The organism is Hahella chejuensis KCTC 2396, assembly GCF_000012985.1.
Lineage (GTDB): Bacteria > Pseudomonadota > Gammaproteobacteria > Pseudomonadales > Oleiphilaceae > Hahella > Hahella chejuensis.
Genome location: NC_007645.1, coordinates 2,896,689 through 2,915,397, shown reverse-complemented (window position 1 = coordinate 2,915,397; position 18,709 = coordinate 2,896,689). Strand labels below are relative to the sequence as shown.

At 52.8% G+C, this 18,709-nt stretch carries 12 protein-coding genes and 1 CRISPR repeat array; of the genes, 2 read left to right on the top strand and 10 right to left on the bottom strand.

All coding sequences use genetic code 11. The features are described from left to right. Positions 1–7: 7 nt before the first annotated feature. The 9 genes from cas7c to HCH_RS12670 all read right to left on the bottom strand — a co-directional run bounded on the left by cas7c (position 8) and on the right by HCH_RS12670 (position 13,914). A complete protein-coding gene (cas7c, locus tag HCH_RS12715) occupies positions 8–901 on the bottom strand; it encodes a type I-C CRISPR-associated protein Cas7/Csd2 (protein WP_011396663.1) in 894 nt (297 codons plus the stop codon). Further along, positions 898–2,676 carry a type I-C CRISPR-associated protein Cas8c/Csd1 gene (gene cas8c / locus HCH_RS12710; RefSeq protein ID WP_011396662.1) on the bottom strand — a complete coding sequence of 593 codons (1,779 nt, stop codon included), beginning with the start codon at positions 2,674–2,676 and terminating at the stop codon, positions 898–900. Before cas8c ends, cas7c begins: the two co-directional genes overlap by 4 nt. Then, positions 2,673–3,341, bottom strand: coding sequence for a type I-C CRISPR-associated protein Cas5c (gene cas5c / locus HCH_RS12705; RefSeq protein WP_011396661.1), 669 nt, complete (start codon positions 3,339–3,341; stop codon positions 2,673–2,675). Before cas5c ends, cas8c begins: the two co-directional genes overlap by 4 nt. A gap of 38 nt (positions 3,342–3,379) precedes the next feature. Then, a complete protein-coding gene (locus tag HCH_RS12700) occupies positions 3,380–5,605 on the bottom strand; it encodes a CRISPR-associated endonuclease Cas3'' (protein ID WP_202945307.1) in 2,226 nt (741 codons plus the stop codon). 332 nt (positions 5,606–5,937) lie between these two features. Continuing rightward, positions 5,938–6,405 carry a hypothetical protein gene (locus HCH_RS12695; RefSeq protein ID WP_011396659.1) on the bottom strand — a complete coding sequence of 156 codons (468 nt, stop codon included), beginning with the start codon at positions 6,403–6,405 and terminating at the stop codon, positions 5,938–5,940. A 227-nt stretch (positions 6,406–6,632) separates the two neighbouring features. Next, entirely contained in the window at positions 6,633–7,400 is a 768-nt protein-coding gene (locus HCH_RS12690) for a hypothetical protein (RefSeq protein WP_011396658.1), read from the bottom strand. A 334-nt stretch (positions 7,401–7,734) separates the two neighbouring features. Next, a CRISPR array of direct repeats spans positions 7,735–9,883; the repeat unit is 32 nt; unit sequence GTTTCAATCCACGCCTCCGCGTGGGAGGCGAC. Positions 9,884–10,182: 299 nt separating this feature from the next. Next, a complete protein-coding gene (locus tag HCH_RS12680; RefSeq protein ID WP_011396655.1) occupies positions 10,183–11,967 on the bottom strand; it encodes a carbamoyltransferase family protein in 1,785 nt (594 codons plus the stop codon). A gap of 21 nt (positions 11,968–11,988) precedes the next feature. Further along, entirely contained in the window at positions 11,989–12,903 is a 915-nt protein-coding gene (locus tag HCH_RS32315) for a cupin-like domain-containing protein (protein ID WP_011396654.1), read from the bottom strand. Between the two features lie 111 nt (positions 12,904–13,014). Continuing rightward, positions 13,015–13,914, bottom strand: a complete 900-nt coding sequence (locus HCH_RS12670) for a cupin-like domain-containing protein (RefSeq protein ID WP_011396653.1) — start codon at positions 13,912–13,914, stop codon at positions 13,015–13,017. Between the two features lie 480 nt (positions 13,915–14,394). On the opposite strand from HCH_RS12670, the gene HCH_RS12665 reads away from it, so the two are divergent. Together HCH_RS12665 and HCH_RS12660 are read left to right on the top strand one after the other, a co-directional pair. Continuing rightward, positions 14,395–16,071, top strand: coding sequence for a cyclic peptide export ABC transporter (locus HCH_RS12665; RefSeq protein ID WP_011396651.1), 1,677 nt, complete (start codon positions 14,395–14,397; stop codon positions 16,069–16,071). Positions 16,072–16,181: 110 nt separating this feature from the next. Next, the gene (locus HCH_RS12660) at positions 16,182–17,288 is read left to right on the top strand and encodes a prohibitin family protein (RefSeq protein WP_049780940.1); all 1,107 of its coding nucleotides are present in this window, start codon (positions 16,182–16,184) and stop codon (positions 17,286–17,288) included. A 15-nt stretch (positions 17,289–17,303) separates the two neighbouring features. Here HCH_RS12660 and HCH_RS12655 read toward each other — a convergent pair whose 3' ends face one another. After that, entirely contained in the window at positions 17,304–18,554 is a 1,251-nt protein-coding gene (locus tag HCH_RS12655) for a polyamine ABC transporter substrate-binding protein (RefSeq protein ID WP_011396649.1), read from the bottom strand. Positions 18,555–18,709: the final 155 nt, after the last annotated feature.

Sequence of the window (18,709 nt, the reverse complement as noted above, 5' to 3'; positions counted from 1 at the left end):
CGCTACGTCACAACAGCTCCTGCACGCAGACGCCAACAGGAATCGATTCACTGTCTACAGTAACCCGATAGTCGTTATAACTGCGGGCTGGCGTATCTGCTTCGCCTTCCGACCGCTCAACCTTGACCTTGTCGAACAGAACATGAGACGGCGCATCCCCCATGGGATGCTCATGCTTGAATACGATTAATTTGCGGGCGGCCATTTCGCCTCTGGCAGCGGAGCGATCATGCTCAAACATGTTGATCAGCGCACGCCACAGCAGTTGCAGATCCTCCTCGGAAAAGCCCGTGCGCTCCGCAAGCTTCGCGGATATAAAGCCATGGGCGCGATATAAACCATAGGGAACTATGTGCTTGCGCCCCATGGTGCGCTCACTTTCCAAGTCTCTCTCATTGGTAACCGCCATACGCGTGATAGAGATTTCAAGCGGAGTCACTGGGTCAACCGAGGTTGCAAACGCAAATTGAACCGGTCCGCGCACTTGACCACAATTGACTTCCATTGTCATAACCGCGCCAAAAGCTCTGATGTCAAAGAAGTTATTGCACATCCACGCTGTTAGCTCTCGCGCTTTCGCTTCATCTTTAGGAAGCTTTTTATATTTATCTTTTGCATCTGGTGGAATACCTAAAGCTTCCCATGCCTGCTTATGTTGGTTATTTAAAACTGACTTTTCTTGTACATAGATGTTAAATCCCGGCGCACTACCATTCATATCGCTCTTCTCAAGCGCCACAAAGTTTCGCACCTTGCGTTTCAGACAAACGTCAGTAACTAGCCCATGGTTAGTTTCTGGATCAAGTCTTGGTAGGTTTCCGGCGTCAGGATCGCCATTCGGGTTGCCATTGGTTACATCAAACAGAAATACAAACTCATATCGATTGGCGATCGCTGTCATGCTATCTCTCCTTCGTTGTGACTGGCTTCAATCTCACCTGAGTCTTTTTGATTAAGGCGGGAGTGACTTTGATGGTAGTACCCAATTGCGAAACACCCTTGATCATCCAGACGCAAGCTACGAGGGAAACTACTACCCAGGCCATCAATGATCTCACTCACGTCACGCTCCAAGGCCTTCGCTAGTCCAACTTTTTCCTTACGAATTTTACTTAGGTGATGCTGGGCGTTACGGAGTAACAGTGGGAAAATACTACCAGGCGCCGATGAAGCTGCTCCGAAGTATCTATCACGAATCGTAGCGTTTAATTTTTCTCCCAAGGCACTACGCTGGATTTTTTCCAGTACAGCAAAGAGTCTTCCCAAGCGATAACCTGGATTGCTGTTTTCTGTATCTAAACTCACAGGAACCTCCTCCGTTTGTGATCGGTTTGCGTTCAATCGATATTCACGTGATATGACTGCTTTACATAGCGCCACACGCAGGCCTGATACATCGCCATCGGCACGCATGCGCATTAGAGCGCCAGTCAACAGGCTTCGTGGATAGCGTGATCCATTCAAAATAGCGCGAGTCATTTCTCCGGCTAATTTCGAGGGGATATTTTCGGTTTTACCCAATACAGCCAAGGCTTTTAGCAAACGCCACATGGCGGGTTCGGTTTTCCAGGGTCGAGGATGGATGTCTAAATCCTGATAGTGTTCCGCCATACGCCTCGCAAACACCCCAAGCGTTCCTGTATGCCAAAACCGGATAGAAAGCCGTGAAGCATTAGGCGCAAGCCCCAACACATAAAACCGGGTGCTCTCATCCAAATCTGGATTGACGTCCGATAAGGGGCGGCCTTGAGCGATTTTTTCCAGAATGCTATGTAGCTTCGCGGTTTCCTGACCGTCATCCGTAGGTGGGTCCAACAGCAGAGCGAAAGCGTTCTCCGCCGCCATCGCAGCTCCCACATTCTCCGACAACGCCCAGAAGACAACGCTGGCGTCCCCTATCTGAAGCCGTTGGCGGTTTTGTTCGTCTCTACGCAGCAGATGATTAAGCACAGTGGTATAGGCAAAGGCTGCTTGCTCCGACACAGGAGCGTTTTCGCCTTGTGACTTGGAGTACGAAGTAAAGGCGTCCAGATTGAATGAAACGATTGAAGCTCCAGAGCTTTGTGCGCCGTTTACACCTTTGATTGCGGGATGGAGCCGTGCAAGCGGACCGTACACGCCAGTCACCAGGCACCTTCCTTCAGTGGCGTCATCATTCTTTTTCACCTTGGACATCAGGTCGCGCGCGGCGGTACGCTCATGCACATATTGTTTATGACCATCCAGCTGAAATGCGAAATTGGCGTCCCGCATTTCTTCTTTAAAGTGCGGCGGACAAAATTGATCTGGCGACCAGTTTTTCAGGAACAAATTCACCGCCTTGAGGCCTGGGTCTTCCGAGCCTGCAAGGAGTCGAAAATGGGTGGATTTAAATGCTTCGTGTTCCCGCGCCATTCGATCAGAACCCTTGGCGCTTACTCCCAGCACATAACTGGTCTTATCCCATAAAAAACAGGGCTCTATGTTTGAAGCTCGCTTAGGTGGCGATGGAACTTCTATAGACACTGGAGTGGCTTTCTTCCCAGAAGTCCTGCGAATGTCTGCAACATCCTTAATGTCGCCCTCTTCATTCAAGACAATGACATACGAGACCTTCTCCCGACTAAATCCATACTGCGGTACTTCATCACACTCCGCCAGCCTCTGATAGTATTCATTCAATGCGGAGAGAATCATGCTATCGCCTCCGCAAAACTTGGCGCCTCAATGACGCCGTTCACCATGCGCGCGCGAAAAAATCTCGGCGTCATACCATTCACAAAATCAATATCGTGCAACATCCATCCGAGATCGACTTCTCCTTCTAATGATGTGTGGGGCTGCGGCGGAGACTCATCGGCATCAAGCAACCGGAAATAGGCAGGGAATTCTCTGACGCCCAGACAAGGCGCATGAAAATACTGCCCTTTACGAGCGCGCCGATTGAAGATATCCAGGTGCTTTCCTTCGGAATCGTCGACGCCCGCTTTTTCTGTAAGCTCAAAATGCGCGTCTATGACATAAGCCACATCCCGCAACACGGTCGCCGCCCGTTGCTGCCGGTCTTCTTCGACGAAAAATGCGACGCCATCGACGCGGCCTGCTTTCATTGCCTTGGCCACATTCCTAGCGGATAGTTTTCCGCCCACCTCATTGCGGCGGATCGACTCAAAGCGAATGGGATTCAGAACATGTATACGATCGATAACCCAACGAATCGCGGGCTTCCAGTGAATGGCTTCTATTATGCCCCTGGCGGCGGAGGGAGTGATGACATCATACGAAACCCGCTCCACTTTCATTTCCGGGCGGGTAAAGCAGGCACGCTCTCCCCAGACTAACAAACGTATTCCATAACTCATTACCTATCTCCTCAATGCCTATGAGGTGGCGATAACACCTACCAAACCTGTTTCTCCGCACGAATAAACGTGGGATTGTCCCAACTCAGTCCGCACTCCTTGTCGTATAAGTCCATATTCGCCAAGTAAACGAACTGCTGCTCGAAGCGCTCTTCCGCCTTGGCCACGATAGCTCCCGCATCAAAAAGCGCTTGATACGCGACTTGGGGGATTTGCACGATATATGGCTGTAAACACCGGGATATGCCCACGCAGCCTTCGGCATAATCCAAGGCGTCCAGCCCTTTCCGGGCAATATCATCAAAGGGGATAATCACCGGCATTTGCTGGCTTTCTATCAAGCGAAACTTACTGGACAAGGTTTCAAAAGGCAGCCCTTTTATCCCTGCCGACGCGATCAACCCAAGCAAGTCATGAGCGTCCAGCTCCTTTTCTTTGCGCCAATATAAGTGTTGAAAATAATCTTCAATGGCGGCCAGGCTGAGGGGATCTGCATGATGGCGCATAACGCCGCGACTGACGCTGGCGAATTGCTCAAGCTCTACCGGAGGCGCCCAGTCTTCATTAGCGGGATTAAACACCAGAACTTCACATTCATCCGCAGGCAGCATGCCTTCTCTATTACACCGCCCCGCCGCCTGCGCGATGGAGTCCAGCCCCGCTTCCGCCCTCAATACTGTTGGGAAGTCGATATCGACGCCAGCTTCAATCAGTGACGTAGACACCAAACGACAAGGTTTTCCCTGCTTTAAATCCTTACGAATTTGCGCCAGCACTTGGCTACGGTGCTTCGCACACATCAAGGTGGATAAATGTCTGGCGCCAGGTTCGCTGCGAATGCTTTCGAATACTGCTTTAGCATGTCGCCGATTATTGACGATGCATAGCGCTTGCTTCCGCTCCAACAGCATGCTGGTCAGCGCCTCATCATCCAGCACACCAATGTGGCGAACCGAGACGCGTTTGAAATCCCGGTAAAGTTGCTCTGGGTTCGGAGCCAGCTCTCTCACATTACGAAAACCGCCAACAAATGAATCCTCAACGTTATCGCACTCATGCAAGGCAGGCTGAGTCGCAGTACAGAGCACGATGCTGGTTCGATAGTTCAGAGCCAGTTCATCCAGCGCCGCCACACAGGGTTTAAGCAGCTTGAGCGGCAACGTTTGCGCTTCATCCAGAATGACGGCGCTATTAGCGATGTTGTGCAGCTTCCGGCATCGCGACGGCCGGTCGGCAAACAGGCTTTCAAAGAATTGAACGGCGGTGGTCACAACGATCGGCGCGTCCCAGTTTTCCATCGCCAACTTGAGTTTTTCACGGGCTTCCGGGTCCTTACTTCTATCCTCAATAAACGCACTATGGTGTTCCAATACTGCGCCTTCGCCCCGTTTCCCCAACGCCTGACGAAATACTGCTGCGTTCTGCTCCACGATACTGGTGAACGGAATGACATAGATGACACGCTCCAGCTTGTGCATCAGGGCGTGGTCCAGCGCGAAAGCGAGTGACGCCAGGGTCTTGCCGCCGCCAGTGGGTACGGTCAGTGAAAACAATCCTGGATCAAGCTCCGCATTGCAGCGAACCGTTTGCAGAATCTCTCTCCGCCTCCGATTGACGGGCTTGCCCTCATCTTTAAACCCGCTGAGAAAGCTATCCAATTCAGGCTTAAGGTCAGCGAGAGAAGGATATTCCCCCCGAGAGTTTGATTCTCCTTCTGCTTGAAGATAAAAGGCTTCCGTATCGAGAAAGTCCGCATCCACCAGACAGGAAAACAACATACGGGTCAGAAACGCCAACTGGAAAAAGTTACGATTCTGTCTGGCGTGAAATCGAGTGGGCAGCGGTAGTTGCTCTGGTATGTTCAGCTCAGAGCGCCAGACCTCCGATAGTTTATAGGTCTCCGATTTCAAGCGATCTTCCAATGACGTTCGATTAACGCCATTGACGCCGTTAGCCAGGCCAGCATGATGCCCTGCAATGGCGTAAGCGAGCAGATATCCCAAACTCTGGTATTTTTCGACAACCAGCTTGGCCCCGGCTGTAGCGTGATCGACACGCAGCGTTTCGCCAGTTAAGCGACGCTGAAATTCATCCGTATACTTGCCCAGGTCATGCAACAGCCCGGATATGTCCGCCAGATTTTCAACACCACAACCAAAGACGGCGGCGAACTTTTTCGCCAGACGTCCAACCTCGGAAAGGTGCTCTGATAGCAGTTGCCAGTCTTGTTTACTCGTATCCGGAGTGGAGTGCGCATAGAACATTTTCATGCGCCCGTGTGAACAGCATTAACGCCGCGACGCATTCCGATATGTATCGCAGTGGCGTATGTCATTAGCTGAAGAGTCGGCTTTATCATCCTGATTCCTTCGCAACAATAATTGCACCGTCAGGCGACATGTGGCTCCGACGGACAACAGCAACGACTAAGAAGTATAGGAGAGCATGCAGAGAATGCCTTTACGGCGTGTAATGAGTTTTTAAAATCTGTCTGCTTCCTGTAGAAAAAATTAACCGCTTCCGCTTCGTTTCTTGATGATCTACATCAACCCAGACAAGAGAATTCTATTTGGATCAGTCATTCCGCATTGAGCAATCAAAACTGCGACACATTGCTCCCCGGGGCTCCGCCCAGCACCACTTTCCGGCCCTGAGCCATGACGAAGGCTTTGTCCCAACCGCTTAATAACACATGCGCCTTTCGCAACTGCGCTTCAAGCGCCAGGGGAACCTCTCTGAATGGCTTACGCGAGAACAACACGAAGGTTTTAAAATACCGATGTCCATAGGGAGTTCCATCTGTAATCTCGACTTTAGCGCCAGCGGAAAGCTCGTAAGGAATGTCTTCAAAGAAGCGTTCGTAGCGATCCCCGTTTTCATCAAGCTCCATCCACAACTCAATCCAACGACAGATCTCCCCTGGCTGCTGAATCCTGATCCGCGGATAGCGTCCCAGCGCGCGGCGATTAACATACTCATACCCGGCAATCTCACAGAACCGATCCATACAAGGCATCACCCGCTGCAGATGCTCATTCAGCTCCTCAAACTGACGCTCGTTCATTGGTTTCCTTGGTATTGTGTTTCATATTGCTTTGAATAAGTGGGGATATATGGCTCAAAAAGCGATCGGGGAACCTTGATCCAGTTTTAACGCCACGGTCGTTTTGACTTACCTATGGATCTGCGGCTCCCCTCCCATTCGACTCGTAGTATGTGGGGATGACTAGACGATGGAACAAAAGTGAACGCCGTTATTACACCAAATAGAAGCAATGAAAATTAAAACTCCTATCCCTTCATAAGCTCAACCATGGACATGATGCGTTTGGCGTCTTCGTACATACGCTGGGCTCTCATGTCTCTGTTGCCGATTTCTGTTGTTAACCAAAAGCTGAATGTTAAGTAGTAGCTTTCGGTCAACGGATAAGCCCAATAGTAGGTAATTCTCGGTCCCGGAATTCCCTCACCTCGAATGGCATAGTGAAGCCACTCTTCGCCATTGATAGAAACTCTGTCGTAATTTTCAGGTAAGCGAACCAGAACCAATGTGTCAAAAGGAATATATCCCTTAGCTCTAACTTCATCGGGGTTATCAAAGTTGTATCGCGCCTGCCAGTTAGCCCCTGGCTCTCCATCCCTGTTTTTCTCGGTTTCGTAGTATTCCCAATAGTCCTTTTTCAGATACGATTCCAGACTGTCGAGGTCACCCGCAACGAATGGCGTATGGGACTCCCCGCGATTTACGTCTATGTCCATAATCAATTCGCTAAGCTTGCCAAAATAGCCTTGCAAAAATAATCCCCGATAAGCCCACCATTCGAATTCCATTTGAACAAAAGTACGGTTAAATTTCTGCTGAACTCTATATGTGTCAAACAGGTCGCGCTGCAAGTTAACTCTCTCAGGCGTGGGCTTCCTAGGTCTCCCTGTATAAATAGAGTTGCCTGGTAGCTTATACTGCAACCTGAAGTCACCAATACCGCATTCCTTTGCGGTCAGATCAGAAAAGTTCGGTCCTTTGCCTGTTAATACTGGCCTCACCAATTGTTTGATCATAATAAGTCAAATTCCTTCATGGTTAGCTTGGCGAGCCTCTCCGCTTTCTTGTGATAACCATTCATCTGCAAGTGACGTATAGCTGACTCTCTACTGATGTAGGGTAATGTATGCGGGCTGGCTTCAACAGGACGCTTGTCACCCGTTACCAGTCTCGCGCTACGAATGCAACGAATAAACGAACCCGGAGACAGATCGTTAAAACCTAAAAGGTTGGGCACGAAATCATCGGGGTGATCCCGTCTGATTTCGTCTATGGTCATTCCTGCTTTTGTAAAAGCATTTTCAGCGCGCTTGAACCATCGAATTCGTATTTCATTGCACTACCCTCTGGGTTTCAATCCCCGCCTCCGCGTGTGAGGCGACCCGTTGCCTAGCTCTATGGGTGCGGGCTTACGTTACGTTTCAATCCACGCCTCCGCGTGGGAGGCGACATCATCCTCGCCCCTCGTAATCCTCCGGAAGGCCGGTTTCAATCCACGCCTCCGCGTGGGAGGCGACAGTTTGATCAGGACTGGATAGACGAAAACTTGCCGTTTCAATCCACGCCTCCGCGTGGGAGGCGACGGACTATTTCCCGCCTGACATGAGCGAGGCCGAGTTTCAATCCACGCCTCCGCGTGGGAGGCGACCCATGACGGGCCAATATGGGAACTACTTGCGCGGCGTTTCAATCCACGCCTCCGCGTGGGAGGCGACTCGCTGTGACGGATCGGTGACGATGACAGGTTACGTTTCAATCCACGCCTCCGCGTGGGAGGCGACTCAGGTGCCTGACAAACTTTACGCGTCATTTATTGTTTCAATCCACGCCTCCGCGTGGGAGGCGACGCACCTGACGCTGGGCGAGCAGTCCGGCGATATGTTTCAATCCACGCCTCCGCGTGGGAGGCGACGAGAATTGCAGGTGAGCTTACATCCGTAACCGTGTTTCAATCCACGCCTCCGCGTGGGAGGCGACTGTAACCGAGCATGTCCGCTATGTCGCTCTCAGTGTTTCAATCCACGCCTCCGCGTGGGAGGCGACATACCTAGAAAGGTGGCAAGGACGTTTACACTACCGTTTCAATCCACGCCTCCGCGTGGGAGGCGACGGCGGGTTATTTGTCCAAAGCCAACGGGGAATCTGTTTCAATCCACGCCTCCGCGTGGGAGGCGACAATAATCATCCAGGCCTTGGCCATAAGCCATGTTGTTTCAATCCACGCCTCCGCGTGGGAGGCGACGGCAGCGCTACAGCAACAAGCGGAGAGTTTGTATGTTTCAATCCACGCCTCCGCGTGGGAGGCGACTCATAACATCAGGATTATCAACAACCCGATAGCAGTTTCAATCCACGCCTCCGCGTGGGAGGCGACGCGTATTGGATAGTTTGGGGATGTTGTCTACCGAGTTTCAATCCACGCCTCCGCGTGGGAGGCGACGCCAAAATGGAAACGAGAATCAGCGCTGGACGGAGTTTCAATCCACGCCTCCGCGTGGGAGGCGACATTTTCGCCCTGATGGTGCCGCCGCGCTGATTTGGTTTCAATCCACGCCTCCGCGTGGGAGGCGACTGTCCGTGGGGTAAGCGCAAGGGTGGCGACCTAAGTTTCAATCCACGCCTCCGCGTGGGAGGCGACTAGTCCCCACCCTGAACGTCAACAGCGGCGACCAGTTTCAATCCACGCCTCCGCGTGGGAGGCGACATGCCGTTCTCGGTGTGGGAGCTGTCGCCGGATGAGTTTCAATCCACGCCTCCGCGTGGGAGGCGACGGCCGGCCCCAAGTATCGCCGGTATTTTTTCGCGTTTCAATCCACGCCTCCGCGTGGGAGGCGACGTAAAAAACCGTCTATCAGGTTGTCTATCCTCACGTTTCAATCCACGCCTCCGCGTGGGAGGCGACCCAACAAGAATGGACCAGCCAGCTGTTGTAGCAAGTTTCAATCCACGCCTCCGCGTGGGAGGCGACCTGAAAATATCATCAAATACCACAACGCAAAGCTGGTTTCAATCCACGCCTCCGCGTGGGAGGCGACACGGATCATCTCTGAGTCCGCATATCACGTTCAGTTTCAATCCACGCCTCCGCGTGGGAGGCGACCTGCGCTCATCGCACACTCCGCTATAGGTTATCGAGTTTCAATCCACGCCTCCGCGTGGGAGGCGACCCTTGCCTCTGTAGTACCACACATGCGAGTCGCCCGTTTCAATCCACGCCTCCGCGTGGGAGGCGACTACGTTAGGTGCAGTGATTTGTGTGATATCGGTCGTTTCAATCCACGCCTCCGCGTGGGAGGCGACCGTATTCATTGCGCTAACCAGCGAGACGTTGAAGTTTCAATCCACGCCTCCGCGTGGGAGGCGACCGGCTAACCTTTTCGGCTGGCCGTGGTGGGGCGACGTTTCAATCCACGCCTCCGCGTGGGAGGCGACCTGTGCTCAGTCCACGGCATGTTGCTTGTACGGTGGTTTCAATCCACGCCTCCGCGTGGGAGGCGACTGTCTAACTATAATCCAATGATTCCAAAGGTGTTAATGGCGTGTTTGCGCTAACCTGGGGGGTTTTGTGATGTTAAAGAGCGGCTTTTTTCTGACTGCGGTGAAAAGCTTTTTCTTTTCAGTGTGTTGCATGATCGCTAACCTCCCAGGGATTTTATGGGAGCCTGAGGTTAGCGCTGTGTGGTTTAAGTATAGGAAAGAAATGAGTCTGCGCTTGTGGGGAAATAGCTTAACAGCATAGATAGCAATCCCCCGCTTACGCAGGGGATTTTTGTCGAGGCTCAATAGCGGTTTATTAGATCAAATCCCCACATTTTCCGGGTACAGGCTGCCCAGGCCTTTTTCCCACTCTTTTTTCTCGTCCACTTTGCGGGTCTGTTGGGCGACGGCGGTTTTTTCGATCAGGCAGCCGTCGATGACTAGTGCGTCGAGGGCGCATTCCATGAAGAAGTCGAGGGCTTCTTTGGGGGTTTCTACGATGGGCATGCCTTTCTTGTTGAACGAGGTGTTGAGCAGGACGGAGACGCCGGTCAGTTCGCCAAATTTGTTTAACAGTCGATAGTAGTTGGGGGATACAGATTCAGTCACCGTCTGCACTCTGGCGGAGCCGTCCGCGTGGACGACGGCGGGGATTTCTTTTTTCCACTCTTCCCGGGTCGGCGCCACCAGAATCATGTAGGGGCTGGGATAGTCGCAGTCGAAATAGACGCCGGCTTTTTCCAGCGGCACGGAAGGCGCAAACGGCCGGAAGTCCTCGCGGAATTTAACGTTGCGATTAATGTGTTCGCGAATGTCTGGATTGCGCGGGTCCGCCAGGATACTGCGATGCCCTAGAGCGCGCGGGCCGAATTCGGAGCCTTTTTCAAACCAGGCGACCACTTTGCCGGCGGCCAGCAATTCCGCGGTGCGGTTGATTGCTTCGTCCTCCGGCAGGCGTCGATAGCTGATTTTTCCGGCATACGCCTGCATCGCAGGATACAGTTGCTCCGCATCGTACGACTTACCGAAATAAGGCGAGGCGTCGTGTTTGATCCGCTCCTGCCCCAACACTTCCAGCCAGCCGTAATAGGCGCAGCCAATGGCCAGTCCATTGTCCGCCGCCGCCGGTTGAAAATAGAAATCCTCAAAACCTGTTTGCTTCAGAAGCTTGGCGTTGGCGACCGCATTCAACGCCACGCCGCCAGCGTACCCCAGGTTTTTGTGGGGTTGATGTTCGAAGCGGTGATTTACCAGATACAAGAGCGCGCGTTCAATCTCCCGCTGCATCCAATAGGCGATATCCGCGTAATAATCGAAATTCTCCGCCAGATCTTCATAGCGCACCCGCGGCCGGTCGAAATGCTTCATCCAGTCATAGTTGACGAACACGCGTCCGTTGCGACAGTCGAACGCCTGAAAATCATAGACGTCGGGACGTCCATAGGGCGCCAGTCCCATCAGTTTGCCCGGGTCCTCCATGCCCTGAAACACATACTGACTTACCCCGGAGTACAACCCGCCGATGGAGTGTTTGGTGGTCGGCGGGCACATGGAATAGCCCTTGAGAAAGTAACCAAAAGGAGAAAAATCTTTATAAACCGGACGCAGTTTTCCCTTTTCATACAGGTAATAACTGTCCTTTTCGAAAAACAGATGATTAAAATCAGCACCGGGTTGAACCTCAGGCACCTGGGCGCCGTCGAGATCCAGACAGTCGTCCCAACTGCTGCCGCAACCATCGATCACCAGTACCGCCATGTCGTCAAAGGGGCTGGTTCCCACCACACTGTAGGCATGCGCCATGTGATGAGAAATGGTGACGGTTTTGACATGATCCGGGATGATTCGCGGCTGCCCGTGAAAGATCTTGTTACCGCGATCAAAGTTACTGAAATTGGCGTTCTGCACCACCACCGCCACATCGTCGAAGCCGATGCCTTCGGCATCCAGACAATATTGCATCGCCTCGCTGTCGCAAAAACCGTCATGCTTGATGCGGGTGATCCGCTCTTTCTCAATGGCCACGCACACCTCGCCATCTTTCAACAGGCACGCTGAACCGTCATGGGAGAGTCCGGTTCCCAGCACATAAATAGGTTTAGACATAAGCATTCCTTTATTCGGTTTTTATTCGGTTTTTGTCAGTCGTTTGGGTGCGAACAGCAGGTCATACAACAACTTGCCGGTAGGAGGCGTACTGAATAATCGCTGGTTATAGGCGCGGCCTAACACGCCGTGCCAGAGGAAATCGCGCAGGATGCGAAACCATAAATGCCGTCCCGCCAGATTCACGCCCCGCGCCTGCTCTGCAATGGTGAGCGGCGCGCCATACCAGCACGACAATGAAATCGACGGCCCGGCGGACGAAAAGTGATGCCACCAGCCGCGGGGGAAAAACAGAATATCGCCGGGCTGCAGGCGGGCCGTCAGAGTCTGCGCCTTGGCGAAGCGCGGATAATGCATCAGATCAGGACGTTCCGGGTCCACCCGACTCTTGGAGATGCAGTCGCCGAATGGGTATAAGTTACGCGCTTCCCGGGGGGCCAGCAGGATCGCTTTTTTCTCCCCATACACCTGCACGAACAGGTTGTCCATATTGTCGTAGTGCAGACCCGAGCGAGTCTTGGAGCCGATCCAGAGACTGATGAAATTCAACCCCGGCGGGATGAATTGTTGATAGCGATAATCCTCCTCCAGACCGATAAAAGAATGTACGTCGGTCTGGTCGACATAGCAGGCGTCGCCCGATTCCAGAATGTCGACAAACTCGCTCAGATACATCTCCCGACGGTGATGCTTTTCGGTGCTGAAATAAGGGGCGCCGTATGCGGGTAACTGCAAGGAGGGACGCACTCGTTGCGAGGCGAAGCGTCGTCGGAAGTAATCCGGCGACCATTTCTGCAACGCCGGCCACGCCAGCGCGCCTCCGGTCAGAATCACCGGTTTCGATGACTCCTGACATAACGCGGCGAACCTTTCACTGTCCCCTGCATCCAGACGCTCAATCTCGGACTGTAAGCCGTAACTCTTTTCCTTGTTCATGACAGGCATCTCCTTGGAAAGAGATTTTATTGGGGGGTGTGGCGGGAGATATGACGAAGCGGGACGATGCGCGGGGGCTATCGTCCTGATAAATCCGTCGCTCTCTTATCTCTAAACCACATCAGCGGGTCTGCGCAGACCGTCAATCACGCCATTGACCGTCATCAAACCCAATTGGGACAGGTACAGCGCCAGTCCCAGTTTATTGCTGGTCAGACGGGAGAACGGCTTGACCCGCCAGAAGCGATTGACCGAGCAGGTATAGAAATCCTTGCCGATGCTGGACAGCTCATGCCACCAGTACACAGGAATGAACAGCACTTCGCCTTTGCGCAGCACCAGTTCGATTTTGTGTTTCATGGCTTCCCGCAGTTTCGGGTAAGCGTCGTAATCCGGCTTCGCCACATAGACTTTGCTGAACCAGGGCGCAGCGGGACTGCCATAGAGAGAAAAGGGATACAGGTTTTCACTTTGCTCCGGCGGAAACAGCACCACTTTCTTGGCGCCGTGCAGCATCAGCACCGTGCCCTCCCCGCAATCCCAATGCAGCGGTTCGGTGTGACCGCTGGGGCCTAACCAGAGGAACATATCCGTGGCTTTCTGCATATCGCAACGTTCGGAAATATTGCCCAGCGCCCCTCGCAGCACATTGGCCAGCGGCGTATCGCCGATGGCGACCTGGCCCATATAATGATTGTTCTTGCGCGCGTAATCGCTGGTCAGTTGCAACGCATAATCAGAAAGTTTCATCTCCTGATAATCGCAGTACTTGCTCCATTCCGATTTGGGCTTATTGAAGTGCCCGGGACCGTAGCAGCGCACGGGAAATTTACGATCGCCCACTTCGCGACACATAAACTCCAGGGACCAGTTTTTGGCGTCGCTCAAGGCGCCGGTAATGATCAGGGGACGGCTTTTGCGTCGGTATTCAGAGTGAAACAGTTGGGGGGTGATTTGAGAGATATCCAGACGATCAACGGGACACGCCTCGACGTCAGCAAGTTTTTCCATGTCGCTTATCAACTTTTATCTTGTTGTTATATGAGGTTATCTCCGCACGTTTTTTGGCGCCCTTACGTGCGGCTGCGACAGCCCTTGTCGTACTCCCTGATGGGCTGCGTCTTGCTCTGGACGGGCTTCCCCGGAGGAATTAATTTCCCCTTGTAAATCAGTCCATTCCATAAATTTTGGACCAGACGGAACGCCCCCCTGCGCGAGCAAGGCAGCGATAAGTATAGTTAAGCGGGAAAAAATCGGTAGCGGTATCTCATAAAATATTTTTCCGCGCCCGCAAGTGCAGGAAATATTAGAAATATCGGCGCAAAGCTCCTAGAATGATTTCGCACACTACGGAAGGGTGAACGATAAACAGGAAAAATGCTGTATTTACAGGGCTTTGTCCGCTCTCTATCTATTCTTCCCCCCGCACCCGCCTGACAGAAATAAAAAAAGAATCCCTTATCACCCGGACATGGGCGGTCGCTGCGTTATATGGAATTTTTGAACTTTATTAAACGGGAACACGCGGACTTTAATTATTATGCGCTGGCGATGGTGGTGGTCAGCGGTATGCTCAACGGCGTCATCGCCGTCATTGTCATCCACGCCGCACAACACGCCGCCCCCCATGAACTGAACTTCCGCTACCTGCTGATGTTCGCCGTGGCCCTGGCCGCATTCTGGCTCAGCAAGCGCTATACCCTCAATTACAACACCACCCAGGTGGAGCATGTCCTGGAGCGCATCCGCACCCGCATCGCCGATAAGATCCGCAAAACGGATCTGCGCGCGTTTGAAAAAGTCGGCCGCGGTCGTATGTATTCGGTGCTGAATACAGAGACACTGACGCTATCCCAATATACGCCTTTCATCATCAACGCCATCGGCTCTTTTGTAATGGTGATATTTGCGTTGATGTTCATCGCCTACGTATCCACCACCGCCCTGCTCCTCACCGTGCTGACCACCTCGCTCTGTCTGTTTTACTTCTTCGCCCGCCAGCGCGTACTGAACCGCAAGCTGCATATGGCGTCAGAAAAGCAGAATGAATATTTCGACGCCCTCGGCGAACTGTTGGATGGCTTCAAGGAGCTGAAAATCAACCCGTCCAAAAGCAACTGTTTCTATCAGGAGCGTTTACTGCCGCTCTCCAACAGTATGGAAACGCTGAAAATAGAAACCGGCCTGGCGTACAACAATCTCAACGTATTTACTCAGAGCTTCACTTTTATTCTGATGGCGTCCGTCATCTTTCTGATTCCGATGATCAGCGCCTCTTCCACGGAGAGCATTCCCAAGCTGGCCGCCATCATGTTGTTCGTCATTGGTCCCTTGAGCGAAATCGTCGGCGTGGCGCCGCTGATCGCCAAAAGCAACGTGGCCATCGTCAATATTCAACGTCTGGAAACGGAACTGGATGGTTTGCGCAGCATCGAATCGGACCAACTGGAGCACTTCTCCGACGCGGAGTCCCTCGCACAGAATCAGGAAGCGCCGTTCCAGGAAATCCGCTGCGACCACCTTAAGTTCAGCTACAACGAAAACGGACTACCTGGTCCGGGACAGGCCAAAGGCTTTACCGTCGGACCTATCGATCTTACGATCAAACGCGGCGAGATCATCTTCATGGTCGGCGGCAACGGCAGCGGCAAGTCCACTTTCCTCAAGTTGCTGACAGCGCTGTATAAACCGGACGAAGGCGGCATTCAGATGGACGGTCAGCCTCTGCACGCCAACAACATGCTGCAGTACCGCAGTCTGTATTCCGTTATCTTTTCCGACTTCCATTTGTTCAAACATCTGTACGGCGTGGACGTAAAAGACCGCAGCAAGGTGAGCCGTCTGCTGGAGCTGATGAAGCTGTCGGAGCGTTGTCAGATCAAGGATAACGAAATCAGCGACATCAAGCTGTCCACCGGGCAGAAAAAGCGTATGGCGCTGATTGTGTCCCTGCTGGAAGACAAGCAAATCTATGTTTTCGATGAATGGGCGGCGGACCAGGACCCGGATTTCCGCCGCTATTTCTATGAGACCATCCTTCCAGAGATGAAGGCGCAGGGTAAAACCATTATTGCGGCCACCCACGACGATCATTATTTCGATGTCGCCGACCGGGTGATCAAACTCGACGCGGGCAAAATAATCACAAATCCTGGTCTGCACATCTAACTCTCCAGCGTCAGGAGAGAGCGGACGTTTGGTTCAAGAAGGGACTTTTGGGTATGAATGCGACGGCATCCATGAGCAGTAAGGGAAATAAACGCTGGAGAGAGAGATTTATGACGCGCTGGCGGCCATTCTGGCGGCGCGCCAAGGTCCCCCTCATCGTGTTGTTTTTTATCATCCTGTTTCTTGTCGCCTATTTGTTTCACCGCATCTTCATCAACATTTATCCCGGTGAGGCAGGCGTGCTCTGGAAGCGCTTCGATGACGGCGTGGAGCAGCGGGTCTACGGCGGCGGCCTGCATATCATCAACCCGTTCAACATCATGTACAAATACGAAGTGCGGGTGCAGCAGCGGGAAACCATCTTCACCGTGCTCAGCAAAAACGGCCTGTTGATCCGGGTGCGCGCCTCGGTGCGTTTCTCCCCCAATCGCAAGACGCTGTATCTGCTGCATGAATACGTGGGGCCGGAATACATCGACCGGGTGGTGATTCCGGAAACCCAGGCGATTATCCGGCGCGTGCTGGGCGAGTATGAACCGGACGACATTTACGCCACCCAGGGCAACATCATTCAGAACATTGTGCTGATGGCGCTGACCGAGCTGCAGCAAAGGCATATCGTGCTGGACGACCTGCTGATCAAGGAAATTCATCTGCCGGATACTGTCGCCTCCGCCATAGAAACCAAACTGGAAGAAGAGCAAAAAGCCCTGGCGTACACCTATATTCTGGAACGCGAGCAGTTGGAGATTCAGCGTAAACAGTTTGAGTCACTGGGAATTCAGCAGTTTCAGAAAAACGTCAACGAAGGTCTGACGCCGGAATATCTGCGCTATCAGGGCATTCGCGCCACCTTGGAGCTGGCCAAGTCCAACAACGCCAAGCTGGTGGTGATAGGCGGCAGCGGCACCGACGGCCTGCCATTGATTCTAAACACCGGCGGCGAAGCCTCCACCGCCGCGGCGACAAACGCACCCGTAGGTATTTCGAATCTGTCGTCCGTATTCGCCTCCAGTGTGAAATCGGTAGGGGCTGGCGTCGATCAGTCAGACATTTCGACGCCTCTTACAACGCCTGCGCCCAAAACCAGAACCAGCGATCCGTCCGCGCCCACCAATGCGATCCTGTCTTCTACCTCATCCGCCAAGCCCAGCGCCAAGAATCTCGGGGAAGGCATAGAACAGCGCCAGGAAGCGATCGGGGTGGCCGTCGACTGACGGTCGCCCGCCGCTTCAGAATTTCCAGAGTTGATGCTGACTGCGTTCGGTCTTGTAGTAATTCTGTTTGCGCAGATGCTCGAAGTAAAAGCGCGTGACGTCCCGCCATACCGTGTCGTAGATTTTTTCATCATCTCCCAGATACTGCCGGATAAACACCGGGCCGCTGCTAGTGGGCAGGAAATAAGCCGGGCCATTGACGATTTCAGTCTTCACATAAGGCTCCGCCTGCTCATTGACGGTGGCGAAGTAAGAATGATTGGTGACGTCCGCCGATATAAAAGGATCAAGCAGGCTGTTGATATATTTCAACGCCAACGCTTGCTTGGTGGAGGTATTGGGAATCGCCAGCGCGTCGAAATACACCAGTGCGCCTTCATCCGGCAAAGAAAAGCGTACAATCTTCGCCGCCAGACTGTTAACGCCGCTCGCGTCAGGATCTTCGTTGAGGGCTTCCGCAATCTCGCCGCTCCAGGCCATGGTCAGCAATAAATCCTGACTCGCCAGCATATCCCCCATCCCGGAGTTCATCATGCGGATGTCATACTTGGCGATGGCTTCTTTCAGATACTCTCCCGCCTGTTTTACGTCGTCCTCATCGCGGGAGTTGGGCGACTTGCCCATCGCCAGCAACGCGATGCCGAGACTGATGCGGGCGTCCGGGGAAATCGAAATCAACCCTTTCAGGGACGTATTCGACTTTGGTTCGAACAGCATCTTCCAGTTAAACACAATATTGCCGATTTCCCAGTAGTTGTAGCCAATGCCCAGACTGCCGTAGATATAAGGCACCGAGTAATCGAACAAACTTCTGGCGAAGTCCTGCCGTCGCAGATTCATCGCAATATTGCGGTAGTTGGGAATCTCGTCATAGTTGATTTTCTCAATCAGCCCTTTCTCCGCCAGACTTAACACCATGTAGTCGGTGGGCATGATGATATCGAAAGGAATTTCCGGATCGCTGGGGTTCTTATCGTCATTGCCGTGAAGATTCAGATGCTTCTTGAACTCCGCATCGGAATCAAAGGTGGTGACCTCAATGTTGATATTCAGATCCTGCTGAATTTTCTTATGCACGGAGTCTGGGATATAGCCTCTCCACAGCAGCACCTTCAGGGTTTCCCTGTATTTCATCTTGGTGCCGCCCAGGGCGAGCGTATCGTTGGCGTCGACGCCGCGTTCGATTTCCTGCCAGTAAACGCCAACCATTAAGGCCATGATGGCGGTAAAGACGACTAAGAAAAAAAGCGTTCCATGTTTTTTCATATTTCCTGTCCGGGATATCCTTTTTTGTCCGCCATAATGGCGCGGATGACGAGAAAATTATAGCGGATTTTACTCGCTCCCAGCCTCTCAGTTCTGGAACAATTTACGCATAAACCGCCGGCGTTGATAAGCGCGGCGAAGAAGTCGTCAAATTC

Coding starts and splice junctions, on each gene's coding strand:
- HCH_RS12655 (WP_011396649.1), bottom strand. CDS start 18,554: ATGAAAAAACATGGAACGCTTTTTTTCTTAGTCGTCTTTACCGCCATC.
- HCH_RS12660 (WP_049780940.1), top strand. CDS start 16,182: ATGACGCGCTGGCGGCCATTCTGGCGGCGCGCCAAGGTCCCCCTCATC.
- HCH_RS12690 (WP_011396658.1), bottom strand. CDS start 7,400: ATGATCAAACAATTGGTGAGGCCAGTATTAACAGGCAAAGGACCGAAC.
- cas5c (WP_011396661.1), bottom strand. CDS start 3,341: ATGAGTTATGGAATACGTTTGTTAGTCTGGGGAGAGCGTGCCTGCTTT.
- HCH_RS12670 (WP_011396653.1), bottom strand. CDS start 13,914: ATGGAAAAACTTGCTGACGTCGAGGCGTGTCCCGTTGATCGTCTGGAT.
- HCH_RS12680 (WP_011396655.1), bottom strand. CDS start 11,967: ATGTCTAAACCTATTTATGTGCTGGGAACCGGACTCTCCCATGACGGT.
- HCH_RS12700 (WP_202945307.1), bottom strand. CDS start 5,605: ATGTTCTATGCGCACTCCACTCCGGATACGAGTAAACAAGACTGGCAA.
- cas8c (WP_011396662.1), bottom strand. CDS start 2,676: ATGATTCTCTCCGCATTGAATGAATACTATCAGAGGCTGGCGGAGTGT.
- HCH_RS32315 (WP_011396654.1), bottom strand. CDS start 12,903: ATGAACAAGGAAAAGAGTTACGGCTTACAGTCCGAGATTGAGCGTCTG.
- cas7c (WP_011396663.1), bottom strand. CDS start 901: ATGACAGCGATCGCCAATCGATATGAGTTTGTATTTCTGTTTGATGTA.
- HCH_RS12695 (WP_011396659.1), bottom strand. CDS start 6,405: ATGAACGAGCGTCAGTTTGAGGAGCTGAATGAGCATCTGCAGCGGGTG.
- HCH_RS12665 (WP_011396651.1), top strand. CDS start 14,395: ATGGAATTTTTGAACTTTATTAAACGGGAACACGCGGACTTTAATTAT.